This is a genomic window from Bradyrhizobium iriomotense (assembly GCF_018129405.1).
Lineage (GTDB): Bacteria > Pseudomonadota > Alphaproteobacteria > Rhizobiales > Xanthobacteraceae > Bradyrhizobium > Bradyrhizobium iriomotense_B.
In genome coordinates this window covers 1-25,524 of record NZ_JAFCLP010000020.1, presented here as the reverse complement: position 1 = coordinate 25,524, position 25,524 = coordinate 1, and the positions used below count along the sequence as shown (strand labels likewise).

Annotated in this window: 25 protein-coding genes and 1 tRNA gene; 18 read left to right on the top strand and 8 right to left on the bottom strand. The window is 64.6% G+C overall.

Going from position 1 to position 25,524, the window contains the following annotated elements; all coding sequences use genetic code 11:
* Positions 1-549: 549 nt before the first annotated feature.
* The 8 genes from JQ592_RS30285 (at position 550) to JQ592_RS30250 (ending at position 10,008) form a co-directional block, all read left to right on the top strand.
* The gene (locus JQ592_RS30285; protein ID WP_211406429.1) at positions 550-1,707 is read left to right on the top strand and encodes a thiolase domain-containing protein; all 1,158 of its coding nucleotides are present in this window, start codon (positions 550-552) and stop codon (positions 1,705-1,707) included.
* Entirely contained in the window at positions 1,707-2,096 is a 390-nt protein-coding gene (locus JQ592_RS30280) for a Zn-ribbon domain-containing OB-fold protein (RefSeq protein ID WP_211406428.1), read from the top strand. Before JQ592_RS30285 ends, JQ592_RS30280 begins: the two co-directional genes overlap by 1 nt.
* 293 nt (positions 2,097-2,389) lie before the next feature.
* On the top strand, positions 2,390-3,250 hold the full coding sequence (locus JQ592_RS30275; protein WP_211406427.1) for a MaoC family dehydratase: 861 nt from the start codon (positions 2,390-2,392) through the stop codon (positions 3,248-3,250).
* Positions 3,251-3,441: 191 nt separating this feature from the next.
* Positions 3,442-4,320: an SDR family oxidoreductase gene (locus tag JQ592_RS30270; protein ID WP_211406426.1), complete on the top strand. Its 879-nt coding sequence runs from the start codon at positions 3,442-3,444 to the stop codon at positions 4,318-4,320.
* Between the two features lie 131 nt (positions 4,321-4,451).
* Complete coding sequence (locus JQ592_RS30265) at positions 4,452-5,405, top strand: dihydrodipicolinate synthase family protein (protein ID WP_211406425.1); 954 nt, start codon at positions 4,452-4,454, stop codon at positions 5,403-5,405.
* A 4-nt stretch (positions 5,406-5,409) separates the two neighbouring features.
* The gene (locus JQ592_RS30260) at positions 5,410-6,204 is read left to right on the top strand and encodes an NUDIX hydrolase (RefSeq protein ID WP_211406424.1); all 795 of its coding nucleotides are present in this window, start codon (positions 5,410-5,412) and stop codon (positions 6,202-6,204) included.
* A 78-nt stretch (positions 6,205-6,282) separates the two neighbouring features.
* On the top strand, positions 6,283-7,197 hold the full coding sequence (locus JQ592_RS30255) for a DMT family transporter (protein WP_211406423.1): 915 nt from the start codon (positions 6,283-6,285) through the stop codon (positions 7,195-7,197).
* A 123-nt stretch (positions 7,198-7,320) separates the two neighbouring features.
* Positions 7,321-10,008: a PAS domain S-box protein gene (locus tag JQ592_RS30250; protein WP_211406422.1), complete on the top strand. Its 2,688-nt coding sequence runs from the start codon at positions 7,321-7,323 to the stop codon at positions 10,006-10,008.
* On the opposite strand, the gene JQ592_RS30245 is transcribed toward JQ592_RS30250, so the two are convergent.
* On the bottom strand, positions 10,009-10,362 hold the full coding sequence (locus tag JQ592_RS30245; RefSeq protein WP_211406421.1) for a GrlR family regulatory protein: 354 nt from the start codon (positions 10,360-10,362) through the stop codon (positions 10,009-10,011).
* Positions 10,363-10,620: 258 nt separating this feature from the next.
* Here JQ592_RS30245 and JQ592_RS30240 point away from each other — a divergent pair, with 258 nt between their 5' ends.
* Positions 10,621-11,118, top strand: a complete 498-nt coding sequence (locus JQ592_RS30240; protein WP_211406420.1) for a hypothetical protein — start codon at positions 10,621-10,623, stop codon at positions 11,116-11,118.
* Between the two features lie 56 nt (positions 11,119-11,174).
* Here JQ592_RS30240 and JQ592_RS30235 read toward each other — a convergent pair whose 3' ends face one another.
* Positions 11,175-11,561 (bottom strand): VOC family protein, encoded by a 387-nt coding sequence (locus JQ592_RS30235; protein ID WP_211406419.1) that lies wholly within the window; start codon positions 11,559-11,561, stop codon positions 11,175-11,177.
* Positions 11,562-11,741: 180 nt separating this feature from the next.
* On the opposite strand from JQ592_RS30235, the gene JQ592_RS30230 reads away from it, so the two are divergent.
* The 3 genes from JQ592_RS30230 to JQ592_RS30220 all read left to right on the top strand — a co-directional run bounded on the left by JQ592_RS30230 (position 11,742) and on the right by JQ592_RS30220 (position 13,227).
* On the top strand, positions 11,742-12,314 hold the full coding sequence (locus JQ592_RS30230) for a hypothetical protein (protein ID WP_211406418.1): 573 nt from the start codon (positions 11,742-11,744) through the stop codon (positions 12,312-12,314).
* Between the two features lie 173 nt (positions 12,315-12,487).
* A complete protein-coding gene (locus JQ592_RS30225) occupies positions 12,488-12,997 on the top strand; it encodes a hypothetical protein (RefSeq protein ID WP_211406417.1) in 510 nt (169 codons plus the stop codon).
* 153 nt (positions 12,998-13,150) lie between these two features.
* Positions 13,151-13,227: transfer RNA gene (locus JQ592_RS30220), tRNA-Arg, on the top strand.
* Positions 13,228-13,297: 70 nt separating this feature from the next.
* Here JQ592_RS30220 and JQ592_RS30215 read toward each other — a convergent pair.
* Entirely contained in the window at positions 13,298-14,260 is a 963-nt protein-coding gene (locus tag JQ592_RS30215) for an AraC family transcriptional regulator (RefSeq protein ID WP_211406416.1), read from the bottom strand.
* 439 nt (positions 14,261-14,699) lie between these two features.
* The gene (locus JQ592_RS30210) at positions 14,700-14,978 is read right to left on the bottom strand and encodes a hypothetical protein (RefSeq protein WP_211406415.1); all 279 of its coding nucleotides are present in this window, start codon (positions 14,976-14,978) and stop codon (positions 14,700-14,702) included.
* A 323-nt stretch (positions 14,979-15,301) separates the two neighbouring features.
* On the opposite strand from JQ592_RS30210, the gene JQ592_RS30205 reads away from it, so the two are divergent.
* Positions 15,302-15,763, top strand: a complete 462-nt coding sequence (locus tag JQ592_RS30205) for a host attachment protein (protein ID WP_211406414.1) — start codon at positions 15,302-15,304, stop codon at positions 15,761-15,763.
* A 30-nt stretch (positions 15,764-15,793) separates the two neighbouring features.
* On the opposite strand, the gene JQ592_RS30200 is transcribed toward JQ592_RS30205, so the two are convergent.
* A complete protein-coding gene (locus JQ592_RS30200; protein WP_211406413.1) occupies positions 15,794-16,057 on the bottom strand; it encodes a hypothetical protein in 264 nt (87 codons plus the stop codon).
* A 291-nt stretch (positions 16,058-16,348) separates the two neighbouring features.
* Here JQ592_RS30200 and JQ592_RS30195 point away from each other — a divergent pair, with 291 nt between their 5' ends.
* The 3 genes from JQ592_RS30195 (at position 16,349) to JQ592_RS30185 (ending at position 18,604) form a co-directional block, all read left to right on the top strand.
* On the top strand, positions 16,349-16,795 hold the full coding sequence (locus JQ592_RS30195; protein WP_211406412.1) for a hypothetical protein: 447 nt from the start codon (positions 16,349-16,351) through the stop codon (positions 16,793-16,795).
* Between the two features lie 95 nt (positions 16,796-16,890).
* Positions 16,891-17,763 (top strand): DMT family transporter, encoded by an 873-nt coding sequence (locus JQ592_RS30190; protein ID WP_211406411.1) that lies wholly within the window; start codon positions 16,891-16,893, stop codon positions 17,761-17,763.
* A gap of 97 nt (positions 17,764-17,860) precedes the next feature.
* Positions 17,861-18,604, top strand: coding sequence for a hypothetical protein (locus JQ592_RS30185; RefSeq protein WP_211406410.1), 744 nt, complete (start codon positions 17,861-17,863; stop codon positions 18,602-18,604).
* A gap of 61 nt (positions 18,605-18,665) precedes the next feature.
* Here the strand turns inward: JQ592_RS30185 and JQ592_RS30180 are convergent, their stop codons facing one another.
* The gene (locus JQ592_RS30180) at positions 18,666-18,953 is read right to left on the bottom strand and encodes a histone (RefSeq protein ID WP_211406409.1); all 288 of its coding nucleotides are present in this window, start codon (positions 18,951-18,953) and stop codon (positions 18,666-18,668) included.
* Positions 18,954-19,378: 425 nt separating this feature from the next.
* On the opposite strand from JQ592_RS30180, the gene JQ592_RS30170 reads away from it, so the two are divergent.
* Positions 19,379-21,109, top strand: a complete 1,731-nt coding sequence (locus JQ592_RS30170) for a methyl-accepting chemotaxis protein (protein ID WP_211406408.1) — start codon at positions 19,379-19,381, stop codon at positions 21,107-21,109.
* Between the two features lie 95 nt (positions 21,110-21,204).
* On the opposite strand, the gene JQ592_RS30165 is transcribed toward JQ592_RS30170, so the two are convergent.
* Entirely contained in the window at positions 21,205-21,864 is a 660-nt protein-coding gene (locus JQ592_RS30165) for a peroxiredoxin (RefSeq protein WP_211406407.1), read from the bottom strand.
* 382 nt (positions 21,865-22,246) lie between these two features.
* On the opposite strand from JQ592_RS30165, the gene JQ592_RS30160 reads away from it, so the two are divergent.
* Positions 22,247-22,819 carry a hypothetical protein gene (locus JQ592_RS30160; protein ID WP_211406406.1) on the top strand — a complete coding sequence of 191 codons (573 nt, stop codon included), beginning with the start codon at positions 22,247-22,249 and terminating at the stop codon, positions 22,817-22,819.
* A gap of 58 nt (positions 22,820-22,877) precedes the next feature.
* Here the strand turns inward: JQ592_RS30160 and JQ592_RS30155 are convergent, their stop codons facing one another.
* Entirely contained in the window at positions 22,878-24,731 is a 1,854-nt protein-coding gene (locus JQ592_RS30155) for an alkaline phosphatase family protein (protein ID WP_211406405.1), read from the bottom strand.
* Positions 24,732-25,524: the final 793 nt, after the last annotated feature.

Here is a 25,524-nt window from a genome sequence, read left to right as displayed (position 1 = left end):
TGTGCGTCAAGTCTTGCGATCACTCGCAAGGCGACGGGGGCAATAGTGCATCGCTCCCCGGGGAGAGCGCGACATAAGCCGTAAAGCCACTGCGCAGGGAAGGCCGGATGTTTGGCCGCACCTGTATGCCGCTGTGCATCTGTTCTTCGCGCATTCGCGCACAGCGGACCGTGGGTGCCCAGCCGGCACCCGGTCTTCCCTGCGCCTTCTGTTTTCGGAGGGAGCAAGACGGACGCAAAGCTCGGGCGATCGTGCCGCGAGGAGGCGGGGGTGTGCCTGCAAGGCAAAGTCTCGTGCCCCGGACGCCGCGCAGCACGTAGTGATGCGCTGCAGAGCCGGGGCCCATTTCGCAACGAGGACGCGGCCGCATGGGTCCCGGCTCTGCGCAGCAATGCTGAGGCGTTGCAGCGCGTCCGGGACACGAGAGCATCACCCCCCTTGCGCCCACCCGCTGCCCTCTCGCGCGACGGAATATTTCCGCGCTTGCCAACAGGGCATCCGCGGTTCAGAAAAAAGAGCCAAGAAGAAACGCGAGCGGAGACCTCTGTTTTGACCATCAAGGGCAAGGCCTACATTGCCGGGATCTACGAACACCCGACCCGGCATGCGCCGGACAAATCCACCGCCCAGCTCCACGCCGAGGTCGCCAAGGGCGCGATCGAGGACGCCGGGATCAGCAAGGACGACGTCGACGGCTATTTCTGCGCGGGCGATGCGCCCGGCGGCGCCTGGCCGATGGTCGATTATCTCGGCCTGAACACCAAGAAGCTTCGCCACGTCGACTCCACCGAGACCGGCGGCTGCTCCTACATCATCCATCTTGGGCACGCTGCCGAGGCGATCGCGGCCGGAAAATGCTCGATCGCGCTGGTTACGCTCGCGGGCAAGCCGCGCACCGGCGCGATGCCGCCGCGCGCGGCCGGCGCCGAAATCGATTTCGAGTCCGCGTACGGTGCGACCACGCACAATGCCTATGGCATGTGTGCCATGCGTCACATGCACGACTATGGCACCACGAGCGAGCAGCTCGCCTGGATCAAGGTCGCAGCCTCCCATCACGCGCAATACAATCCGCATGCGATGCTCAAGGACGTCGTCACCGTCGAGGACGTGCTGAACTCGCCGATGATCTCCGATCCCCTGCATCGCATGGATTGCTGCGTCGTCTCCGACGGCGGCGGCGCGCTGATCGTGACGACGCCGGAGATCGCGAAGAGCCTGAAGAAGCCTCTCGTGCGCCTGATCGGCCATGGCGAAGCCATGAAGGGCCCGCGTGGCGGCAAGGATCTCGATCTGACTTACTCCGCCGGCATCTGGTCCGGCCCGCGCGCGTTCGAGGAAGCCGGCATCACGCCGAAGGACATCAAATACGCTTCCATCTATGACAGCTTCACCATTACGGTGCTGATGCAGCTCGAAGACCTCGGCTTTTGCAAGAAGGGCGAGGGCGGCAAGTTCGTCGCCGACGGCAATCTGATCTCGGGCGTCGGCAAGCTGCCGTTCAACACGGACGGCGGCGGCCTCTGCAGCAACCATCCCGTCAATCGCGGCGGCATGACCAAGATCCTCGAGGCCGTGCGGCAGCTGCGCGGCGAGGCGCATCCGAAGGTGCAGGTCAAGAATTGCGATCTCGCCATCGCCCACGGCACCGGCGGTTTGCTCGGCGTCCGCCACGCCGCCTCGACGGCCATTCTGGAGCGCGTGTGATGAGCGAAGCGAAAAAATATCCGGCCCCGGTGACGAACCCCGAGACCGCAGCATTCTGGGATGCGGCGAAAGAGGGCAAGTTCATGATCAAGCGCTGCACCGCCTGCGGCGAAGCGCATTACTTCCCGCGCTCGATCTGTCCGTTCTGCTACTCCGACAAGACGGTGTGGGAGGAGGCTTCGGGCGAGGGCACGATCTACACCTACAGCCTGATGCGGAAATCGCCGACTGGTCCCTATGCGATCGGCTACGTCACGCTGAAGGAGGGGCCCTCGGTGCAGACCAACTTCGTCGACTGCGATCTCGAGAAGCTCAAGATCGGCCAGAAGGTGAAGGTGGTGTTCAAGCCGACGGATGGCGCGCCGCTGCCGTTCTTCACGCCGGTGTAGGGCAACGCTGCGTAGGGTGGGTAGAGCGAAGCGAAACCCACCGACGCAAACAATGATGGGTTTCGCTGCGCTCTACCCATCCTACGAATTCTTCCTTCTCCCCTTGTGGGAGAAGGTGGCGCGAAGCGCCGGATGAGGGGTGTGTCTCCGCGGAGAGAGCTTTCGATGCGGAAGCAACCCCTCACCCAAACGAGTTTGCCGCACGGCTCTCGCGGCCCTCTCCCACAAGGGGAGAGGGCACATTAACGAGCGCCGCTGCTCGCTGAGACGAATGCCGGGAGGAAACCAGAAAAATGTCCGCCAGATACGAAGAGCTCAAAGGCCTGAAAAACCTCGGCCAGAAATATGCCTACACCGACCGCGAGGTCATGCTCTACGCCTACGGCATCGGCCTCGGCGCTGATCCCATGGACGAGAACGAGCTCGCCTTCGTCAACGAGGGCACACTGACGCCGCGGCCGCTCAAGGTGGTGCCGACCTTCGCGTCCGTTGCCGCGTGGGGCTCGGGGCCGGGCGAGATGAACCTCAACCGCGTCATGGTGGTGGACGGCGAACGCGACATCACCTTCCACCAGCCGCTGCCGGTGGCCGCCCACATCACCGCCGACTCCTCCGTGCTCGAGGTCTACGACAAGGGCAAGGACAAGGGCGTCGTCATCAGCCACCAGACCGTGCTGAAGAACGAGAAGGGCGAGAAGCTGGCAACGCTGGTTGCCTCGCGCTTCGCCCGTGGCGATGGCGGCTTCGGCGGGCCGAACCTGACCCAGCCCGATCCGCACAGGATCCCGTCGCGTTCGCCCGACAAGACCATCGACATCACGACGCGCCCGGACCAGGCGCTGGTCTACCGCCTCTGCGGCGACCGCAACCCGCTGCACTCCGATCCCGAGTTCGCCAAGAAGGCCGGCTTCCCGCGCCCGATCCTGCACGGCATGTGCACCTACGGCATCACCTGCCGCGGCGTGCTGCAGACCTATGCCGACTACGATGCAAGCGCTTTCCGCCAGCACGTCGCGCGGTTCTCTTCCCCGGTCTATCCCGGCGAGACCGTGACCATGGACCTCTGGAAGGACGGCAACGTGATCTCGTTCGAAGCCAAGGTGAAGTTGCGCGGCGTCACCGTGATCAAGAACGGCAAGACGGTGCTGGGTTAGGCGGGCACCGGCGTTTCACTCCCTCGCCCCGCTTGCGGGGAGAGGGTGGGGTGAGGGGGAGTCTCCTCGGGGACGGTGACAGTTGAGTACGCGGAGGCTCCCCCTCACCCTGAAATCAAGCTGCGCTTGATTTCAGGCCTCTCCCCGCACGCGGGGAGAGGCGAAGGAAGAAAAAACAGGGAGAAGCCACCATGGGACTACTCGACGGCAAGGTTGCGCTGATCACCGGTGCGGGCGGGGGGCTCGGTGAGGCCTACGCAAAGCTGTTCGCGCGGGAAGGGGCCTCTGTCGTCGTCAACGACCTCGGCGGGCCCCGCGACGGCTCCGGCGCCGACAAATCGATGGCGCAGCTTGTGGTGGACGCGATCAAGGCCGAGGGCGGCAAGGCGGTCGCCAACGGTGCCGACATCTCCACCATGGAGGGCGGCCAGTCGGTCTTCGACGACGCCATCAAGCACTTTGGCCGCGCCGATATCCTGGTCAACAACGCGGGCATCCTGCGCGACCAGACCTTCGCCAAGGCCTCGGAGGCCGACTGGGACAAGGTCATCAAGGTGCATCTCAAGGGCACCTTTTGTTGCACCATGCCGGTATTTCGCTGGATGCGGGAAAACGGCGGGGGCGTCATCGTCAACACCTCGTCGACATCAGGGCTGATCGGCAATTTCGGCCAGACCAATTACGGCGCGGCCAAGGGCGGCATCTGGGGCCTGTCCAACGTGCTGGCGATCGAAGGCCGGAAGTACAACATCCGGATCTGGACGCTGGCCCCGGGCGCCCTGACCCGCATGACCGCAGACCTGCCCCGCTATAAGGAGAACCCCTCGGCGGCGCTGGGACCGGACGGCATCGCGCCGGCCGTGCTATACATGGTCAGCGACTTGTCGGGCGACCAGACCGGCAAGGTGCTGGGCGTGTCCGGGCCCCGCGGCGTGCGCGAAATGCGGATGATGGAAATGGAAGGCTGGAAGCCGCCGCACTCGGGCTGGAAGGCCCAGGACATCGTCGATCACGCCAAGGAGATCTTCTTCTCCGAGGAGCAGATCAAGATGGGGGCGCGGCGATTCTAGCTATTGTTGTCGTTCCGGGGCGATGCAAAGCATCGAACCCGGAACCTCGAGATTCTCAGGTGCGCAATTGCGCACCAGAGTTCGGCTCTGCGAGCCGCCCCGGAATGACGAACAAAGGGATAGAGGACTAGATGAAACTCACCGCCGACGCCAAGGGCACCTTCGCAATCGCGCCGACACCGTTCCACGATGATGGCCGGATCGATGAGCGCTCGATCGACCGCCTGACCGATTTCTACGAGGAGGTCGGCTGCGACGGCGTCACGGTGCTGGGCATCCTCGGCGAGGCCCCCAAGCTCGATGCCGCCGAGGCCGAGCAGGTGGCGGTGCGCTACGTCAAGCGCGCCAAGAAGATGCAGGTGATCGTCGGCGTCTCCGCGCCGGGCTTTGCCACCATGCGCTCGCTGGCGAAGGCCTCGATGGACGCAGGCGCGGCCGGCGTGATGATCGCGCCGCCGCCCTCGCTTCGCACCGACGACCAGATCATCGGCTATTTCAAGCAGGCCGCGGAAGCCATCGGCCCTGATGTGCCCTGGGTGCTCCAGGACTATCCGCTGACCTTGCAGGTGGTGTTCACCCCCGCCGTGATCCGCAAGATCGTCATGGACAATCCAAACTGCGTGATGCTCAAGCACGAGGACTGGCCGGGCCTGGAGAAGATCTCGACGCTGCGCGGCTTCCAGAAGGACGGCTCGCTCCGCCCGCTCTCGATCCTCTGCGGCAATGGCGGCACGTTCCTGGACTTCGAGATGGAGCGCGGCGCCGACGGCGCCATGACCGGCTACGCCTTCCCGGAGCTTCTGATCGACGTCGTGAACCTCTCCAAGGCCGGCAAGCGCGACGCTGCCCATGATCTGTTCGATGCACATCTGCCGCTGATCCGCTATGAGCAGCAGCCCGGCGTCGGCCTCACCGTGCGCAAATACGTGCTGCAGAAGCGTGGCGTCATCGCCTCCAGCGCGCAGCGCAAGCCCGGCGCGACGATGACGGCGACGGCGAAGGCCGAGGTCGACTATTTGCTGTCGCGCGTCGCCCGCTTCGACAAGCGCGCCAATCTCGGCCCGCAATCCAGCGCCGCGGGTTAGTTGCATGGCCGAGACATCAGCATCGCGCCCGGCGTCGACGATTCTCCTGCTGCGCGATGGCGCAAAGGAAGTCGAGGTCTTCATGATGGTCCGCCATCATCAGATCGAGTTCAACTCGGGCGCGCTGGTGTTTCCCGGTGGCAGTGTCGACGCCGGCGACAACGAGATCGTCGCCCGCGCCGATCTGTATTCGGGCGGCGAAGGCTTGAGCGAAGCGGACCGCGGTTTTCGTATCGCCGCGATCCGCGAGACGTTCGAGGAGAGCGGCATCCTGCTGGCGCGGTCCAGGGACACGGGCACGCCCGTTGATGCCAGGCGTGCCGGCGAGATCGCGGACAAGCACCGCGTCGCGCTCAACGAGCACAAGATCAGCTTCCTCAGCATCCTCGCCGACAATGGCCTCCAGCTCGCGCTCGACACGCTCGTGCCCTACGCGCACTGGATCACGCCGGAGGGCATGCCGAAGCGCTTCGACACCTGGTTCTTCCTGGCGGCAGCACCGCCCGACCAGCTCGGCGCGCATGATGGACGGGAATCGACCGATTCGATCTGGGTGTCGCCGCGCGAGGCGGTGGAGGGCGGTGAGAGCGGCCGCTTCAAGCTGCCGTTCCCGACCACGCGCAATCTGATCCGGCTCGCCAAGCAGGGCAGCGTGGGTGCAGCGCTGGAGCACGCCCGCGGCTTGTCGATCGTCACCGTGATGCCCGTCATGACCAGGACCGCAACCGGCCGCCAGCTCCGCATCCCCCGCGAGGCCGGCTATGACGGCGAGGTGTTCGAGGTCGGCGCGGTCGGCTGATACACTTCGACCTGCACCGAAGTATCGCGGGCGCGGACGCGCTAGGTTCCGTCCATCGCGATTGGACGGGACGCAAGGATGGATAACCGGCAGGATGCCAATATCGCCGTCGAGCTGGCGCTGCTGGTCGCGCTCGCAACGCTCTGGGGCGGCTCCTACACCTTCATCAAGCTCGGCGTCGCCACCATCCCGCCGATCACGCTGATCGCGGCGCGCACCGCGATTGCGGGCCTGCTGCTGCTGGTGGTCATGCGGGCGCGTGGCATCAAGATGCCGACGGATGGTCCGACCTGGCAGCGCTTCGCATTCCAGGCCGTGCTCAACAGCGTCATCCCCTGGACGCTGATCGCCTGGGGCGAGCGCCATGTCGATGCCGCGCTCGCCACCATCCTCAACTCGGCCGGACCGATCTTCACCTTCCTGCTCACGGCGATCGTCACCCGCCACGAGGCGACGACAGCGCGAAAGCTGTTCGGCGTGGTCGCCGGCATGGCCGGCATCCTGCTGATCGTCGGTGTCGATGCCTTCCATGACGTCGGCAGCGGCCTCGTTGCTGAGGCCGCGATCGTCGCCGCTACCATCAGCTACGCCTGCGCCGCGATCTTCGGCCGCAGCTTCAAAGGCCTTGATCCGATGGCCCCAGCGGCCGGCTCGCTGCTCGCGGGGGCTGCGGTCCTGATCCCGGCCTCGCTGATCGTCGAGCAGCCCTGGACGCTGTCGCCCTCACTTGGCTCCGTGCTGGCGCTGCTCGCGCTGGCGACCTTCTCGACCGCGGCTGCGTTTGCGATCTACTTCCGCCTGATCCAGACCCTGGGCTCGGTCGGCACCACCGCGCAAGCCTATTTGCGCGTCCCGATCGGGGTCGCCATCAGCGTCGCCTTCCTCGGCGAAACCTTGAGCCGGACTGCCTGGATTGGCTTGGCCTGCGTCGTCCTCGGCGTCGCCGCCATGACGATCCCGGCCGGGCGGCGGGCAAGCGTCAAAACGTCATAATCCGGCGCGGAGGGTGGGCCGAGAAGCGCGATATTAAGAATATTCCGCGGCGGGAGGCATGTTCCCCCGGGCCCGCAATACGTCGTATATTGGGTTTCCAGTAGCCCGGTCCTCAACGCACCAATGTCCGCCGAATTGACGCCGCCCCCTGAGAAAAAGCGAATATTTTCGCTGTCCATCGGCCAGCTGACGTTCGGAAGCTTCATCCTGGTGCTGGCGGTGATCATCGTCACCTCTACTGCGAGCGTGATTGCGATCCGGCACATCGACACGACCTTCGCCGAGTTACAGCGGCTGCAGAGCGTCGGCGACCTTGCCGAGGACATCGACCGCCGCATGAACGAGCTGCGGCTCGCCGCGCGCGACTTCGTCACCGATCCCGGCGCCGGCATCCAGTTCAAGCAGGTGGGCGAGGCGGCCTCGACACTCAGCGACATCCTGAAAAAGACCCGCATCGAGCTCGCGCCCGAGCAGCAGGACATGATCGACGGGGTCACCGAGCGGCTTGCGACCTATCGCAATGGCCTGGAGCGGATCTCGACGCTGATCGACCGCCGCGCCCAGCTGCTCGCCGGCCTGCCGCCGCTGCGCGACCAGTTCGACGCGGCGGTCTCCGGCACCGCGAACCGCGAGCTCGCCTCCCGCCTGTCCGAGGCGCAGAGCCGGATCGCGCTGGGATTGCTCGCGCGCAACCCGTCGGCGGCCGAGCAGTCCGCGCAGGGCATGCGCGCGATGGATATCACCGATCCCAAGCTCAAGGCGGCGGTGAACGATTATGCCGAGGCGATCATGGCGGTCGCCGTCCGCGAGCGTCAGATCGCCGACATCGACCGCGAGGTGCTGGGCACCGAGGGCCGGCTGATCGGGCGCGTCACCGAACTGCTGCGCGAGGTCAGCGCAAGGCGCGGCCACGTGCTGTCGCGCGATTTTGCCCGCACGCTGACGGAAGCGCGCTGGCAGAGCATCGTGCTCGGCTCCATCGGCGTGCTGATCGGCATCGTCGCGGCCGCCTTCGTGGTGCGGCGTACGGTGCGCCCGCTGGCCCAGATCGCGCGATCGATTCGCGCGCTTGCGGCCGGCCAGAAGGACACCTCGATCCCGTCCGCCGATCTCGACAACGAGATCGGCGACATCGCACGCGCAGCCGAAGTGTTCCGCCGTGCGCTGGAGGAGGCCGACACCGCGCGCGAGGCGGCGGTGCGCGCGCTCACCGAGCAGCGCCTCGCCGAGGAGAGCTATCGAAAACTGTTCGAGGGTTCGGTCGACGGCATCTACGTCACGACGCCGGCCGGCGACCTCCTCAACGCCAATCCGGCGCTGGCGCGGATGATGGGCTATGACAGCCCGCAGCACCTGATCGACAGCATCAACGACATCGCCCACACCATCTACGTCCATCCCGAGGCGCGCGACGAATACCAGCGGCTGATGGCGCGTGACGGCATGGTGCGCGAGTTCGAGTACCAGGTGCGTCAACGCAGCGGCGACATCCTCTGGCTCTCCGACAGCGCCACGGGCGTGCGGGACGAGCAGGGCAACATCGTCCGCTACGAGGGCACGCTGCGCGACATCACCGACCAGAAGCGGGCGGAAGACGCCATTGCCGAAGGCCGCCGCCTGCTCCAGCAGGTCATCGACACCGTGCCCGCGGTCATCAACGTCAAGGACCGCGACCTGCGCTACGTGCTGATGAACCGCTACATGGCCGGCATCTTCGGCATCGAGCCCGGCGACGCGCTCGGCCGGACCACGGCGGACCTGATGTCGCGCTATGGCGCGGCCAAGACCGACGAGAACGACAAGCGCGTGCTGAGGCTGCGCAAGGGCCTGGGCTTCTACGAGGAGGAGTACAAGGACGTCGCCGGCAACATGCGGCAATGGCTGGTCAACAAGCTGCCGCTGCTCGATGCCGATGGCGAGATCGAGCGCATCGTCACCGTCGCGCTCGACATCGGCGAGCGCAAGCGCGGCGAGCAGGAGATGCGCAAGGCCAAGGAATCGGCGGAGACCGCGCTGCGCAATCTGCGCGAGACGCAGGCATCGCTGATCGAGGCGGAGAAGCTCGCCGCGCTCGGACGGCTGGTCGCCGGCGTCGCGCACGAGGTCAACAATCCCGTTGGTATCAGCCTCACGGTTGCCTCCGCGCTGGAGCGCAAGACTGCGATGTTCACGTCCGAAGTCGAGCGCGGCGAGCTTCGCCGTTCCACGCTCAACGACTTCCTCAACACCAGCCGCGACGCATCCTCGCAGCTCGTCTCCAATCTCAACCGCGCCGCCGAGCTGATCCAGTCGTTCAAGCAGGTCGCGGCCGACCGCAACTATTCGGACCAGCGCACCTTCGACCTCGGCGACCTCACCGAGCAGGTGGTGATGAGCCTGCGGCCGGGCCTGCGCAAACACAACCTGACGCTCAACGTCGAGTGCCAGCCGGATCTGACCATGAACAGCTATCCCGGGCCGTACGGGCAGGTGCTGACCAATCTGTTCCTCAATTCGGTCGCGCACGCCTTCCCGGACGGCCGGCCGGGGATGATCGACATCCAGGTGCGCGAGTCCGGCAAGGACAATGTCGAGATCATCTTTTCCGACAATGGCTGCGGCATGTCGCTCGACGTCCGCCGCCGCGCCTTCGATCCGTTCTTCACGACGCGGCGCGACCAAGGCGGCACCGGCCTCGGCCTGCACATCGTCTACAGCATCGTCACAAATCGGCTGGGCGGTCGGCTCGATCTCGATTCCGAGCCGGGCGGCGGCACACGCATCCAGATGATCTTGCCGCGCACGGCGCCGCTTGAGCAGGCCGCGGAATAGCTAGTCCGCTTCCGCAAGCTTGTGCAGGGTGGCGCCGAAAATCAGACTGGCCTTACCGACCAGCGCCGTCCCCGTCATCTCCGCGCGCGTGTCAGTGTAGGTCCCGCTGACGCCAATGCCGACCGGGGCAGGGCCACCGAATAGCGGATTGTCATCGCCCCGAGGTGACGTGTGCCGTTGCACCAGCACCTCGCCTTTGAAGGTACGGTCGTCCTTCACCACATAGCTGCCGGTGTAATAGAGGTAGGCATCGCCGCCAAGGATCTTGCCGTCGCGAAAAAGGATCACACCGCTGCCCTTGCCGACTCGACCATCGAGCAGCGTGACGTGGATCGAATAGAGGCCGTTCTTCATAACGTCCCGTGGGCCGGCCGCCATCGCCCAATGGCGTAACCGGTACGGCTTTTATGCCAAAGCACATCCCCGCGCGCAACGCGGCAGTTTGCCGGTCGGCAAGTAGCCCTGTCGCGCGGACCGTAATTGTCCCGGCTTGTCTGTGACGCCGATATGACGGTCTCATCATGGGGCGAGGCCAGTCGTTGCGAATCAAGTTGGCCCGCGAAATGCATAACCATTGTTGCACTGGCCGCGGGGTGCTGGAGCAAGACAAACGTGAGCAACTGGATCGATTCCGGCGGCGATGAGCCGCGTCTGTACAGTGCGCGTCCCACGATTTGCAAAAACGAACGACGGCGGATTGGCAGCGCGACACGCCGGCGAAGCGTGACGAAGCTGGCCTGCGCCGTAGCTTTGATTGGGCTCGCGGCCCCCTTTGGGCACGCCCGTGACCGGGGCCAGTTCGTAAACACCAATGCTGAGTTGAAGGCCTGGTTCGACAGCCTGCGAAGCGGCAAGGGGCCCTGCTGCTCCGATGCCGACGGTTCGGCGCTCTCGGACACCGACTGGGAGAGCAAGGACGGGCACTATCGTGTCCGCGTCCCACGCCTTGGCTACGTGCTTGACGGCCAGCAGCAGGAACTCGTCTGGGTCGATGTGCCCGAGGAGGCCGTGATCTCGGAGCCGAACCGGGTGGGGCGCACCATGGTGTGGCCGATCTACGGCTACATGGGTGTCACCATCCGCTGCTTCATGCCCGGCAGCATGACGTAAGCGCACCAGGCGGCACGCCGGCTGGCCTTGCTGTTGCTTGGCGCGCTTGCGCGGCGTCAGGTGTATTTCTTGTCGCGCTCGAGCAGCTCGATGGAGATGCCTTCGGGGCCGCGGATGAAGCAGATGCGCACGCCGGGCCGGATCGTCGTCGGCTCGCGCGTGAAGGTGACGCCCTTGGCCTTGATCTCGGCGGCCACAATGTCGATGTCCTTCACCGTCAGACCGAAATGGTCGAGGCCCTGATGCGGGTGCGGGGGCGGCGGATTGACGGCGTTGTCGCCTTCGAGCGGCGCGATGAAGATTTTGGCGCCACCGAGGTTCACGTCGATCCGTCCGGGCGCGCGCACGATCTCGCCGCCAAGGATGTCCCGCAGCCAAGCCGCCGTGGCCTCCGGATCGGGGCTGCGCAGATGGACGTGATCCCAAGTGACGGCGATTGGCATTTCATAGTCTCCCAACGGGGTCTTTCGATGTTGCGGCGCATGTTAGCGGCCCCGGCCGGTGATCGCCACCGTCCCCGCCGACTCGCTTTCGCGGGAACCTTAGTTCCTCTCCGGGATTAAGGTAAGCAGTGGACTGCTGCGTCGTGCAAACGCAGTTCGGCCGCCACTAGTGATGCACCCATGAACGCCAGGCTTCACCGGATCGGGTTGGGACGCTTTGCCGGGACCGGCGAGCGACTGGCTCGGGCCGTGACGGTTGTGAGCGTCTCGTTTGGCCGAGGCTTGCTGTGGCTGCTGGCGGCCGTCATCGTCGGCTGCGGCATCTGGATGCTGCTGCCGTTCTCCAAGGGCAATAGCACCGAGCCGGTCAAGTCGGACGTGGCCGTTGTCGAACCGGCTGCTCCAAGCGATGCCGCAGCGGCAGTCTCGCCGACGGCCGAAGTCCCGGCTTCGGCTGCAGCAGAGCTCGACCATCTCAGGATTTCCTCGCAGACCTGGCGTCGCGGCGGCCTCGGCTCGAGGGCGCTGGTGACGTTCACGCTACGAAACGACAATGACTATGCCGTAAGGGATGTCGAGATCATCTGCGCGTTCGTGCGTCGTGACGGCACGCCTCTCACCGCTCGCAGCCGCGTGCTGCCCGACACTGTCAGCATGAAGAGCCGCAAGACGTTCGCGCGCATTCCGATCGGATACGTCAACGTCAATGCCGATCAGGCAAAGTGTTCGCTGGTTGCGGCACGACGGGCATGAAGGGCGGCGTCTTCCGGTAGCGGAAAAGTTACCGTTTCCGGCCTTGTTCGGACCTTGGCCAAAAAACTTGGCGTCGCCATTTGAACCGAAGGGCCGGGCCAGGAACCAATCAAAGTATCGCCTGTTAAGGGCGGAGAGCCCACGCGGGGATTGCGGGGGGCGGAGCGCGGCCAATGCCCATCTTTCGGTATTTCATGTTTGTCGGCGGAGCGTTGCTCACCCTGCTGTTTGCGGTGAACTTCGTCGTGCCGGCCTCGCCCGTGACGCCAGCCGTCGCGACCGCAAGCAACGACCAGCCGTCGATCCGGATCCGGTCCGATCGCCATCTGCCCGAGCGTGTCGTGCTCGACACCAGCCAGGCCACGATTGCCCCGCCTGCGGTGAAGACTGCTGCCGCCGTTGCGCCCCAGCCGCCGGATACCGCGTCGGCAGCGGCCCTCGCGGAGATGTCGGCCAAGGCGCGGGTGCGCGAGACCTTTGCCCAGTTTACGCCTGGTTCGAAGGCCGACGCCGCCAAGAAGACGGACGTCAAGCCGCAGGCCCAGGCTCAGCCCAAGCGTAAGGTCGCCAGAGCCCATCCGGCGCCGCAGTATGGTGCGCCACAATATGGTGGCCCGCAGTATGGCCGGCCGATGATGGTGGCCCAGCAGCCGCATTTCGGCCTCTTCAACACGACCTGGTGACAAGCCGGTTGGGACCCGCCTCTATGGAGGCGGGAAGGGCTTTTTATTGGCCAGCCTCTCTGCTAATTCGAACCCGTCCGAACGCCGCCCGGTGCGCTGGCTCGCCAGCCACGGTCCGGCGCTTCGCGGTTACGGCCCAATCCCCGGGCCAGGGCGCTCGTAGCTCAGCTGGATAGAGCATCGGATTTCGATTCCGAGGGTCGGAGGTTCGAATCCTTCCGAGCGCGCCAAGCCGCTGGCGGTGTTACCGCCGTATTCCAGGCGATGCTGAGACCGGACGGCCGTCGCCGCGCTTGCAACTCAGCCTGCCGAAAGGCCGCTCTGCCGTCCCCGTGCCAGCGTGTCCGAGGGGGCCTCGTGGAAGGTTGCACGGTATGCCGCGGCGAACTCGCCCATGTGGTGGAAGCCCTGGGCGCGCGCGCAGGTGGCGACGGTGACACCGCCGCCTTTCAGGAGCCGGGCGCGGGTCGCCCACAATCGCTTCAGCCGAATGTACTGGTGCAGGCTCATGCCACGCACCTTGCTGACGGCCCCGCTGAGCGTCCGGACCGAGACACCGAACTCACCGGCGAGATCGGCCGTGTAGATCGGAGCGGTCGGATAGGCTGCGACGTAATCGTCGATCCGCTGCACCAGCAGGGTCGACCGGCCGCCCTGGACCGAGGTGCTCCGGTCCGGGCCCGCACCGATCCGAAACAGATCGTCGAGCGCGAGCAGCAGGCCTTCCTGGAGATGGGCGGCGGCCTCGGTGGTCTCGAACAGGAACGGCTGCACCGACGCGGTTCGCAGGATGTCGTGCACGAGCTGACGCGCATGGAGCAGGGCGGGCCGGTTGGCGACATAGGCCCGCAAATCGTCGGCATGATCGAACCAGCCCCGGTCTTTCAGGCCGGGCGAAAGGATGATCATCGCGTAATGATTGGTCCGGGGCTCGACGAAATGGCACTCGTCGTTGCCGCGGAGCGCAACGAAGAAGCGGGCGTCGAGATCCATGCCCTTGGAATTGGCCTGAAGGTCGTCGGTCATCGACAGGATCACCATCCCGCCCGGCATGCGATAGGCGGTGTCGAGGATGCGCGCGAAGGACCGCATCACGATGATGCGGCACGCCGGCAGGGAGACGACGGCGCGGGCGGCCGCGAAGTTCGCAACGTCGAGCGGAATGCTTCTCGCATCTTCCATCGACTCGATTGGCCTGAAGGCATCGACATCGGCAAAGCCGATGAGTTGAAGCGCGGAGGACGGGACGAGGGCGTCGAACATGCGTCTGGCCGGTTGCTGCAATGTGACAATGAAATGAACGTCAGTACATTGCCATCAATGGCGAAACATCCCGCCTCAGTAAACCGGATTCCGGGCCGTAGTATTGCGGACATCATGCCATGAAGTCCGCCGGATCATTGCCACCGTCAACGTTCACGGCTCATCGGTTGGCCGGTGACGAGGTCGATGAAATGGAGGCGTGTGCAAGCGGGACAGGCGAAGGACTCGAAGCTTCGTGTCTCCGGACTCTGCTGCTTTTCCAGATGCGTCTGCACGTTCATGCCCGTCTGAGGGCATCGAAAGACAATCAAATCGGCCATCGCCGTAGAATGACGACCCGACGAATTTTCTCTTTGATCTAGATCAGTTTTGGAATTGGTCCAGGTGGACCGAACGGGTGATCTCGCAAAAGCGAAGGGGCCCCGAGGGCCCCTTCTAATCACCAGCGGCGGTAGCCGTAGTATCCATAGCGTGGTCCGTAGACACGGGGCCCATACCCATAATATCGGGGCCCGTAATACGGCCGCGGGCCGTAATACCCATAATAGTTCGGACGCCACCAGCAGCGCCCCCAGGCGTCGCAGACCATGCGGACCTGCTCGACGTCGGAGACCTGCGGGACGGCAGGTGCAGGCGCGACGGGCATGGCGGACGCCGCCGGCGATGCCGCAAGAGCACCGAACATGGACGCGACGACGAGGCCAATCTTGAGATTCATGATGTCTTCCTCCGCTTACGCAATACAGGATATCGAAGTTGTTCTGATCAAATTGTGGCGGAACCGAAATGTAATGCTGATGAACAAATCTTCAGCCGCTCCGCCGCGGGCCTGACCTGACCCTGCCAGACTAGCTCAGCTTTGCTGCCGCGGCCATGCCGCGCTTGCCCCCAGGACTTCGCCGCCATCCTTGATCCTGCGCAATTCACCGTCGCGCCTTCCTCCCTAGTCTTGTGGTTGTGGGCAGTCCTTCGCGGAATTCGAAAGGCGGCCGGCCGGTCGCGTGCATCGGCCGAGGTCCACGGTTTGATTGGAGCTGTGCAATGGACAAGATGAGAATCGACAAGGGTGACTGGCTGGTCGTGTGCGACGGGCGCAAGGCGCTCATTCTGGAAAATCTCGGCGACGGGATGTTTCCGAACCTCCACACCAGGGAGGTGCACGAGCAGCCCAATCCCTCGACCAGCTCGCAAGGAAGCGATGCGCCAGGCAGGCTGCATGGCGCGGTCGGCGGTGCACGCAGCTCGGTCGAGCAGACCGATTGGCACGACGAGGCCGAGCGCGCCTTCCTGCGCAGCCTCGCCGGCCGGCTCGACGCTGCCGTCAGCTCGGGCGAGACTTCGGCCCTGACCATGGTGGCCTCGCCGCGCGCGCTCGGCATGATCCGCGCCGACTATTCCGACGTCGTGCGCAAGGCGCTTCAGGGCGAGGTCAGCAAGGACCTCGTCAAGCTGCCGGTCTATGAGATCGAGAAGCAGTTGCTGCGGTCGGGCGCCGCGAAATAAGGACGCCCGCAGCGGACGCGCTGGCGCCCCTCAGTAGCAGGGGTGCCGGCGGCGGTCCTGGCCGATATAGGCGGCTGAACTCTGGTAGCAGTGGTTGGTCGCCGGGCCATCGTAATAGGCGAAGGTGCCGGGGGTGATGCCCGGGCCGTAATTGTGCAGATAGCTGATCGGGTAGGGCAGCGGGTTGACGTAGGAGCGGTGATACCGGTGATGTCCATTTGCCTCCGCAAGGCCAGGGGCCAGGATTGCGGCCGAAAGGGCAGCAACTGCGGCTACAAGCTTCAACTTGCTCATCTCGATTCTCCGGAACCCGCGCAAATAGCTCAGCCGTTATAGCCATTTCGAGCCGCGAAGGCACCCGTCCGGGGGCCGGAATCAGGGGCTAATCCCGCCGATTCCCGGATGGGTGTGACAGAATTGCCGGAAGTGCGGTCGAAGTCTGCCCATTTTTGGCCTTTTCGGGATGCTTAACGAATTCCCCACACAAGTATGACCAAGAAGAATTCGGTTAGAGATTCCTGCCGGTCGCCTGGGGTGCTCTTTGAGGCCGGCTCATTCCCGCAAGGTTTTCACCGTCACCTCGTCATGCGCATCACGCTTCTGAGCCTGCTGTTGCTCTGCTTCGCCGCCACGACGCCGGCGCGGGCCGAGCTGCACATCACTCGCGACCATGGCGGCTATGTCGAGGAGTACAAGGCCAAGTACAAGCGCGTCCGCGAGAAGGGCGAGCGCGTCATCATCGACGGCATCTGCAACTCGGCCTGCACGCTCGTGCTCGGCATGGTGCCGATGAACAAGATCTGTGTGACGCCGCGCGCCAGCCTCGGCTTCCACCAGGCCTATTACGACAAGGCCTTCACCTTCGGCATCAAGGTCACCAGCTCGGAGGGGACGTCCGACCTGATGTCCTACTACCCCGACACCGTGAAGGACTGGATCCGCCGCAATGGCGGGCTCACCACCGACATGAAGAAGATCAAGAACGGTGTCGAGCTCTGGAGGATCATCGACCCCTGTCCGGAAGAATGGTGAGCGGCTGAGCCGAGCCGCCGTCCGTCGCAGCGCAGCATCGCCGTCCCAGAAATTCGCATTGCCGCATAGGCCCCCATGGGGCAATGAGGGCGGCAATGAACCATAATCAAGAAGCCCTGACCGCCCGCGCCGCGCCGATCCTGTTCGTTCTGCTCTGGAGCACCGGATTCATCGGCACCAAATACGTCGTCAACAATGCCGATCCCTTGACCTATCTCGCCATCCGCATGGCGATCGTGGTCGGCCTGATGGCGATCATCGTCGCAATTGCCCGGCCGAAATGGCCTGACCGGATTGGCATTGCGCACAGCGCGGTCGCCGGCATCCTCGTCCACGGCTTCTATCTCGGCGGCACCGCGATCGCGATCGCCCATTCGATTCCGGCCGGGCTCTCGGCGCTCATTCCGGGACTTCAGCCGATCCTGACCTCGACCATCGCCAACCGCTGGCTCGGGGAGAAGGTGACGCCGGTGCAATGGGGCGGCCTCGTGCTCGGTCTCGGTGGCGTGGTGATGATCCTGCACAACCGTCCGATGACCGGCGAAGCAGGGCTCGGCTGGCTTGCCTCGGTGGTCTCGCTGATCTCCATCACGCTCGGCACGCTCTATCAGCGCCGCTATTGCAATCACATCGACTGGCGCGCCGGCAATCTCGTGCAGTACGTGTCCGTTACCATCTTCTTCGCGATCGGCGCCTTCCTGTTCGAGGACCGCGTGGTGCACTGGACGCGGGAGTTCGTGCTCGCGCTGGCTTGGCTTGCGGTGGCGCTCTCGATCGGATCGATCGGGCTGCTGTACTGGCTGATCCGCCACGCCGCGGCGACGTCGGTGGCCAGCCTGTTCTACCTCGTGCCCGCGGTGACCGCGCTGATGGCCTATCTGCTGTTTGGCGAAATGCTGGATGCACTGGCGATTGCCGGCATGGCGATGTGCGCGGCCGCGGTGTTCGTGGTCAACCGGCGGTTCTAGGCGGGTGGAGCGGTACGGTGGAATACATCCCTGACGTGCGGGCCGCGTCGTGTTAGGCTGAGCACATTTCAGCTTCCCCTTTCACGCGGTGATTTCCATGAAGAAAGCCAGACGCGCGCTGCTTGGCCGGTCCCTGAAGCCGGTCCGGATTGCCTGCATCAACTACGCGGAGGAGTCGATCAGCGGCCACGAAATGGCCGAGCTCACCGCGGCACTGCAAAAATGCTACGACAAGCACTTCCTGCCGGTGTGGGGCTATCCGGTCGACCTTTACGTCACCCGGAAGCCGAAGCCGACCGACTGGCAGCTGGTCTATTTCGACGACGCCTCGCACAAGAACATGCTCGGGCGCCACGAGCTGACCCATCGCGGCCAGCCGATCTCAAAGATCTTCGTCAAGGTACTGGGCGACGAGCCCCTCAGCGTGGCGGCCTCGCACGAGCTGTTCGAGATGGTGCTCGACCCCATGGCCAATCTCTGGGCCGACAAGAACCCGAACACGCAATATGCCTATGAGGTCTGCGACGCCGTGGAGGAGGATTCCTTCCGCGTCGGCCGCTTCGAAATGTCGAACTTTGTCTACCCGTCCTGGTTCGAGCCGTTCCAGCATCCGCGCGGCACCAAGTTCGACCACAAGGGAACGCTCAAGGAGCCGTTCTCGATGACCGAGGGCGGCTACGTCATCAAGAAAGTCAACGGCAGGAAGGTGATCAAGGCATTCGGCTCGCCTGCAAAGCGGCGGCGCTTCAACAGCGAGGACCGGCGCGGTCATCGCAGCGAATTCCGCGATCCGCAAGGCAAGCATCACCCGGGCCGGCGCGCCGCCAAAAAGCAGGGGTAGGGGATCGCAGGAGCCGTCTCCGGGCGCGCCCGCACCCGGAGACATGCTTCTCGCGCCGCGATCAGCGCTTGGACTTCTTGGCCTTCTTTTTCTTCTTGGCGGTCTTCTTCGCGGATTTCTTCACCGCCTTCTTCGCGGTCTTCTTGGCAGCTTTCTTCGCCGACTTCTTTGCAGCCTTCTTCGAAGATTTCTTGGCCTTCTTTGCCTTCTTCGGCGCGACCTTTTTCGCAACCTTCTTGGCAGCTTTCCTCACCGTCTTGGCGGCGGTGACGGCGGCGCCCTTGGTCGCTTCCACGGCGGTGGCCACCGTCTCTATCGCCTGTTCGGTGATCGGCTTGTCGTCGTCCATATCGTCCCCCACGGTTTGTATGGAGCGATGACGATAGCTGGTTTCACAATTGTGTCAAAGCAACGCTCAACCTTTGCGGATCCTTGCGTAGGCAGCGAGCGCGCGCTCGCGTCCCCTCGCATGATCGACGATCGGCTGCGAATAGGTCTTGCCGGGCGTGATGCCGGCGCTGGCCCGACCGTGTCGTCGAGGACGTAAGGCAGATCACCGGCGCGCCGGATGCCGCGGCGGCATGGAGGGCGGGATGGTCGGACAGGCGGAGGTCATCGCGAAACCAGACGATGATGGGCGGCGCGCTTGGCGTGGTCAGGCGGGTCCTCGTTTACGATTTGGAAAGCATGCCGCTCGCGGCGCTGTGAACCGTCGTTAATGCTGCCGTAAGCCGATTGCACGATTATGCAGGAATTACGGGGGTGATTCCATTCATGTCCAACCTTTCGACGGCAAGGTTCTTGCCGCAGTTCAAGCTCGGCACCAAGGCAGTCCTGTCGGCCGTGCTGCTGATCGCCGTCAACACGGCGCTGGTGGTCGGTGCCGGCTATTGGTCGCTCACGTCCGCTTTCAATGATCGTGCGCTGCGCGACATCGAGGTCAATTTGCGCACCCTGGCGCTGGCCTTTGCCGAGACCGCTCCTGAGGTGAAGATCACGGTGAGGGATGGCGCGGTCGTACGCGCCGAGGTCCCCAGAATGCCCGACTTCAAGGACCATGCGATCGTCGATCGCGCGGTGTCCTATGTCGGCGGCAACGCGACCCTGTTCGTGTTCGACGATGCGAGCGGCCAGTTCGTCCGACGCTCGACCAACGTGAAGAAGGAGAATGGCGACCGCGCCGTCGGCACCCAGCTTGCCGCCGATCATCCGGCGCAGGCCGGCTTGCGCCGTGGCGAGGCCTATAAGGGCCCGGCCGTCCTGTTCGGCAAGTCGTTCATGACCGCCTATTTCCCGGTCGTGGACGCGGCCGGCAAGGTCGCCGGCATTCTTTATGTCGGCATCCCCATGGCCCAGTTCGAGACCATGCTGACCCAGGCGATATCGAGCATGGCCGCCGCCGCCGGACTTGCTGCGCTGCTGGTCCTGGTCCTCACGCTGCTGATCGTCCGCCGCGTCACCCGGCCGCTCACCTCGGTCACGCGCTCGCTGACGGCGCTCGCCAACGGCCAGAGCGACGTCGAGATCGATTGCGAGGACCGCGCCGACGAGATCGGTGAGATTGCCCGCACGGTCGCGGTGTTCAGAAGCAATTCGCTGGAGCGGGCGCGTCTGCGCAGCGAGCAGACGGCGGCCACGGCTGCCGCGGCCGAGCAACGCAAGGCGGAGCTGCGCAACTTCGTCGAAGAATTCCGCGGCAGCGTCGGCGGCATCCTCGACAAGGTGCTGAGCTCCTCCGGCGAGTTCGAACGGGCCGCGCGGCAGCTTACCGACACCGCGCGCTCCACCGCCGATCTCTCGGCGCGGTCGGCCGGGGCCTCAGAGGACGCCTCCGAGCATGTCCGCTCGGCGGCCGCAGCCTCTGACGAGCTGTCGCAGTCGATCTCCGAGATCACCCGCCGCGTGCAGGAATCGAACGAAATCTCGGCCGAGGCGGTGCGGCAGGCCGAGGCCACCGACCAGCGTATCGCGCAGCTGTCCGAGGCGGGCTCGCGCATCGGCGACGTGGTCAAGCTGATCACCTCCATCGCCGAGCAGACCAACCTCCTGGCGCTGAATGCCACCATCGAGGCCGCGCGCGCCGGCGATGCCGGCCGCGGCTTCGCGGTGGTGGCTCAGGAGGTCAAGACGCTCGCCGGCCAGACCGCGAAGGCGACCGAGGAGATCTCGAACCAGATCGCCAGCATGCAGCTTGCGACCGAGGAGTCGGTTGCCGCCGTCAAGGGGATCGGCCAGACCATCGAGCACATCAGCAGCATCGCGGGCTCGATCTCGGCTGCGGTCGAGCAGCAGAGGAATGCCACCCACAACATCGCGGCCAGCGTTCGCGCTGCGGCGTCAGGCACCGCCGATGTCGCGGTCAATGTCCGTCACGCTGCCAAGGGCGCAAGCGAGACCGGCGCGACGTCGAGCCGGATGTTCGCCTCCGCCCAGGCGCTGTCGGGCGAGAGCCTGCAACTGAAGGCCGAGGTCGACGGCTTCCTCGACCGCGTGCACGCGGCGTAATTCAGCGTCGTCATCCCGGGATGGTCCGAAGGACCAGACCCGGGATCTCGAGATTCCGGGTTCGGTCCTGCGGACCGTCCCGGAATGACTGTCAGTTACTTCGGCTGCGGCACGATCCGGATGTAGGGCTTCGGCTCCTTCCAGCCCTGCGGGTAGATCGTCTTGGCCTCGTCATTGGAGACCGAGCCCGCGATGATGACGTCCTCGCCCTGCAACCAGTCGGCCGGGGTCGCGACGCGGTGCTTGGCGGTGAGCTGGAGCGAGTCGATGACGCGCAGGATCTCCTGGAAGTTCCGGCCCGTGGTCATCGGATAGACCAGCACCAGCTTGATCTTCTTGTCCGGCCCGATGATGAAGACGTTGCGGACGGTCTGGTTGTCGGCCGGCGTGCGGGTGAGGGGATCGCCCGAGGTCGAGGCCGGCAGCATCTCGTAGAGCTTCGAGACGTTGAAGTCGGTGTCGCCGATCAGCGGATAGTTGGGAGCCGCGCCTTGCGTCTCCTTGATATCCTCGGCCCATTTGGCGTGGCGATCGATCGGATCGACCGAGAGGCCGAGCAGCTTGACGCCGCGCTTGTCGAATTCCGGCTTCAATTTGGCGAGCACGCCGAGCTCGGTCGTACAAACCGGCGTGAAGTCCTTGGGGTGCGAGAACAGGAGGGCCCAGTTGTTGCCGATCCAGTCGTGGAACTTGATCTTCCCTTCGGTGGTCTCGGCTTCGAAGTCGGGGGCGGTGGTGCCAATCGGAAGTGTCATGGTTCTACCTCATCGCATTGAATTTACTTGAGAATTTGTCTCTGGCCGTCGCCGTCAGTATAGGGGCTTGGCGGGCTTAAGTGAACGCTGACTGAACCGCTTGAAGTAAAATGTGAATTCCTTCTCTGAAGAGCCGATCTCCTAGCACTTTTCTGTTACCGCGGCACCTGCGGCGAAACATCTCCACCGTTCTCGGTTGCCGCGATAAAGCCTTTTATGACCCGCATCACGCTGGCCCGACGCTCTCCGGAACCGAAATGGTCCTCGTAGCGACTAATCGGCAACCATTGAGAAAAGTCGCGATCCCCGTATCGAATCATTAACCACCCCTTTACGCCGGCATGAAAATGCTGGCCGATCAGAAGAAATCTGGAAGTGAACTATGTCTGCCGCTGCGCCTAAGTCTGTCGAGTCGCCGTCCCTCGAACCGTCCTGCCGCGATACCGCGGCCCACGCACTCTCCATCGTACGCGACGGCGTGATCACGGGCGAAGGCCCAACCACCAAGGGCCGGGTCCACTTTTCCCGCTCGCTCGATGCCGATGACACCGCCTGGTGCGCCCGTATCCTGACCGCGACCGCCGTCAACGACCAGCCGGTCAGCCGCACCGAGGCCGAAGTCCTGTTCGAGATCAACGAGGCCGCGACCGAGCGCACCGATGGCGGGCGCTTCGACGACCTGCTCGCCAAGGCCGTTGCCCATTATGCCGCAAGCGCCTCGGGTCTGAAGGTGCCGCCGCGCAGCGTCGCACTGTCGGCCGATACCGACATCGAGAGCTGGGCGCCGTCCTACGCCTCCAAGGTCAACAGCGAGATGCTGGAGTGGATCGCCGGCCAGATGCGCGGCAAGCGTCACAACAACCGTCGCCTGATGGCGATGGTGGCGACGTTCCTCGGCGCCACCGCGCTGCCTCTGGCGGGCCAATTGCCGAAAGTGTTCGACATTGGGATGTAACGTTTTGGGCGTGTAAGATTTTCGCGCCCCTTGCGAGGCGCGAGAGAGAGCGGCGGGGTTATTTCCCCGCCGTTTTTTGTTTGCCGGCATCCGGCTCGAGGCCAAGCGTGCGGCCCGGGAAGCCGGCGGCGTCGAAATAACGCTGGCTGCCGACGCGCTGGAGGTTGAGCACGGTCTGAAGGCCGTTCTCGGACATCTTCGACTTCTCAACCGCCTTGTACGCCTTCGGCACGATGCCGTTCGGCAGGGCTTCCGACATCACCCGGCCGACCAGGCCGCCGTTCTGCGCGCCGCGCAGGCCCATCAGCTGCGCCGCGGTCATGCCGACATCGGCGTTGCTGACCGGCAGCTCGTCGACGAAGCCGGCTTTGAAGTCCGGACCGATGGCGGCCATGAAGTTCATGGTGTCGCCGCGGCTGAAGCTGCCGTGCATGCCCTGGCCCTGGCGCAGCACGGTGTCGGCCACCTGCACCGAGCAGTTGGTCGGCGCCTCGCCGCACTCGCTGGCATAGGAGCGGAAGTTGACGACGATCGACGGCGTCGGCGTTGCCGACTTGCCGCGCAGGTTGATGCTCGACAGCGGCAGCGTGCCGGGGAAGCGGCCGAGCGAGTCCTCGACGAACAGGCCGGAGATGTAGTCCTGCTCGAGCAGCGCCTTGATGGTTTTCGCTGCCAGCTTCTTGTCCTTGTTCGGCAGATAGATCAGGTCCGAGCCGCCATTGGTGGCGACGACGAGGTCGGGCTTTTCCGGATCCTTGCCGAGCACGCCGTTGCCGGCCTTGGGATGCTTGTTGCCCTCGATCTTCGCGTTCTTGTCGTTGGGGTCGAACAGGGGCAGGTCGAGCGCCTTGGCGAGGTCGAGCGCCAGGAAGCCCATCGGCAAGAAGTCCTTCGGCGTGTCGTCATAGCTGACCTTGGCCGAGGGGCTGGTCTTGCTTTCCTTGGAGATGGTCGAGAAGCCGTGGTCGGCGGAGACGATGATGTTGGTCGAGGCGGTGAGGCCGAGCTCGTCGAGCGCCTTGCGGAGCTGGGCGAGGTTGGTGTCGGCGTTCTTGATGCCGGCCATCGAGGTCGGCCCGTTGATGCCGGGCAGGATCTGGTTGAGGCTGTCGCCGGTGTTGTGCTGGCTGCCGTCGGGATCGCGCGACCAGAACACCAGCACGAACGGCTTGTTGCGCGCCTTGAACATCGGCAGCACCACCTTGGCGGCGACGTCGGCGAAATAGGCCTGCTGCGCGACATTGGCGACCGTGGTGCCCGGCGTCTTGGCATCGCCCGCCTTGGAGTTGTCGCCGCGCGGCGGCGTGGCGAGGGGCAGGCCCGCCTTGGTCAGCGCCGCCTTCACCTCGTCCGACAGCGCCACGCCGTTCTTGCCGCCGGTGGAATCGTCGAACACGATCGAGTGCAGGCCCGCCTTTTCAGGCTTGTCGGTGTGGTCGAACTGGTAGGTCGGACCGACCTTGCCGATCGCCGCGGTGCTGAGGTCCTTGTCGCGGGCCATCTTCAGAATGGTCTCTTCGTTGAGATAGTCGCCCTTGAAATGCTCGTCGATGTCGCCGAGCACGGCGTCGTTTTCGATGAAGGGGACCACGGTGTCACCAGCCGGAACCGAGGTGTAGTTGGTCCAGATCGTGTTCGAGAACACGCCGGTATCGCCGAGATAATGGCCGGTCGACATCGCCGAGCCGTTGGCCATGGTAAAGGTCGGGAACAGCGAATGCGGGTTCTTGAAGTTGACGCCCTTGTCGCGGACCTCGGCCATCGCCGGTGCCGTCTCGGGCGTCACCTTCAGCGCGCGCAGACCGTCCGGAATGAACAGGATCAGGTTTCGGGGGGTATTGTTCTGGGCGGAAGCAAGTCCGGTGGACAGCACTGTCAGTCCGGCGGACAGCAACAGCAGTGAACGGCGCATGGAAGTCTCCTGGCGGTGAGGCGGCATGGCCGCCGACCGCGGCCCCCGGCAATCGTTTAGTTTTGCTGTATGACAGTTTTGTTACAAGGGCCTGTTGGCGGGGCAAGAGGGCTGGGGAGGGGGATGCGGCAACATCCTTGGTGTCGTCCTGGCGAAAGCCAGGACCCATAGCCACCGAACTTGGTTGTTGCGAACGCTGGTGGCCACATCGCGCTTCGGCAACGCTGACCGGGGTAATGGGTCCTGGCTTTCGCCAGGACGACGTTGGGGAGGTATCTTGCTCGTCCGTCGCAACGCCGTCATTGCGAGCGCAGCGAAGCAATCCAGAATCTTTTCCACGAGACAGTCTGGATTGCTTCGTCGCAGGAGCTCCTCGCAATGACGGAGCAAGTGGCTCCGGCATGCTTCTATGGCTCGCATCTTCATCGCAGACGCACCTTCGCATTCTCGCGGCTCATCTCGCCCGAGCTTTGCCTGGTCGTCTCACCCTCAGATGAAAGAGGACGCAGGGAAGACCGGGAGCCGGCTGGCTCCCATTGACCGCTATGCCACGAGCAGATTGCGCTACGATGCACAGCGGGTAACAGGGCAACCGGAGCATCCCGGCCTTCCCTGCGCAGTGGTTTTACGGCTTAGTCGTGATCTCCCCGGGGAGCGATGCACTATTGCCCCCGTCGCCTTGCGGATGACTGATGCGCGGACCCGGTCGGGCCGCGACATCACCGCAAGACTTGACGCACAGACCCCGGGCGTCAGGACCACACGATTTTGCCGTACGCTGATGGCACCGGTC

Coding starts and splice junctions, on each gene's coding strand:
- JQ592_RS30280 (WP_211406428.1), top strand. CDS start 1,707: ATGAGCGAAGCGAAAAAATATCCGGCCCCGGTGACGAACCCCGAGACC.
- JQ592_RS30275 (WP_211406427.1), top strand. CDS start 2,390: ATGTCCGCCAGATACGAAGAGCTCAAAGGCCTGAAAAACCTCGGCCAG.
- JQ592_RS30270 (WP_211406426.1), top strand. CDS start 3,442: ATGGGACTACTCGACGGCAAGGTTGCGCTGATCACCGGTGCGGGCGGG.
- JQ592_RS30265 (WP_211406425.1), top strand. CDS start 4,452: ATGAAACTCACCGCCGACGCCAAGGGCACCTTCGCAATCGCGCCGACA.
- JQ592_RS30260 (WP_211406424.1), top strand. CDS start 5,410: ATGGCCGAGACATCAGCATCGCGCCCGGCGTCGACGATTCTCCTGCTG.
- JQ592_RS30255 (WP_211406423.1), top strand. CDS start 6,283: ATGGATAACCGGCAGGATGCCAATATCGCCGTCGAGCTGGCGCTGCTG.
- JQ592_RS30250 (WP_211406422.1), top strand. CDS start 7,321: ATGTCCGCCGAATTGACGCCGCCCCCTGAGAAAAAGCGAATATTTTCG.
- JQ592_RS30245 (WP_211406421.1), bottom strand. CDS start 10,362: ATGAAGAACGGCCTCTATTCGATCCACGTCACGCTGCTCGATGGTCGA.
- JQ592_RS30235 (WP_211406419.1), bottom strand. CDS start 11,561: ATGCCAATCGCCGTCACTTGGGATCACGTCCATCTGCGCAGCCCCGAT.
- JQ592_RS30230 (WP_211406418.1), top strand. CDS start 11,742: ATGAACGCCAGGCTTCACCGGATCGGGTTGGGACGCTTTGCCGGGACC.
- JQ592_RS30225 (WP_211406417.1), top strand. CDS start 12,488: ATGCCCATCTTTCGGTATTTCATGTTTGTCGGCGGAGCGTTGCTCACC.
- JQ592_RS30215 (WP_211406416.1), bottom strand. CDS start 14,260: ATGTTCGACGCCCTCGTCCCGTCCTCCGCGCTTCAACTCATCGGCTTT.
- JQ592_RS30210 (WP_211406415.1), bottom strand. CDS start 14,978: ATGAATCTCAAGATTGGCCTCGTCGTCGCGTCCATGTTCGGTGCTCTT.
- JQ592_RS30205 (WP_211406414.1), top strand. CDS start 15,302: ATGGACAAGATGAGAATCGACAAGGGTGACTGGCTGGTCGTGTGCGAC.
- JQ592_RS30200 (WP_211406413.1), bottom strand. CDS start 16,057: ATGAGCAAGTTGAAGCTTGTAGCCGCAGTTGCTGCCCTTTCGGCCGCA.
- JQ592_RS30195 (WP_211406412.1), top strand. CDS start 16,349: ATGCGCATCACGCTTCTGAGCCTGCTGTTGCTCTGCTTCGCCGCCACG.
- JQ592_RS30190 (WP_211406411.1), top strand. CDS start 16,891: ATGAACCATAATCAAGAAGCCCTGACCGCCCGCGCCGCGCCGATCCTG.
- JQ592_RS30185 (WP_211406410.1), top strand. CDS start 17,861: ATGAAGAAAGCCAGACGCGCGCTGCTTGGCCGGTCCCTGAAGCCGGTC.
- JQ592_RS30180 (WP_211406409.1), bottom strand. CDS start 18,953: ATGGACGACGACAAGCCGATCACCGAACAGGCGATAGAGACGGTGGCC.
- JQ592_RS30170 (WP_211406408.1), top strand. CDS start 19,379: ATGTCCAACCTTTCGACGGCAAGGTTCTTGCCGCAGTTCAAGCTCGGC.
- JQ592_RS30165 (WP_211406407.1), bottom strand. CDS start 21,864: ATGACACTTCCGATTGGCACCACCGCCCCCGACTTCGAAGCCGAGACC.
- JQ592_RS30160 (WP_211406406.1), top strand. CDS start 22,247: ATGTCTGCCGCTGCGCCTAAGTCTGTCGAGTCGCCGTCCCTCGAACCG.
- JQ592_RS30155 (WP_211406405.1), bottom strand. CDS start 24,731: ATGCGCCGTTCACTGCTGTTGCTGTCCGCCGGACTGACAGTGCTGTCC.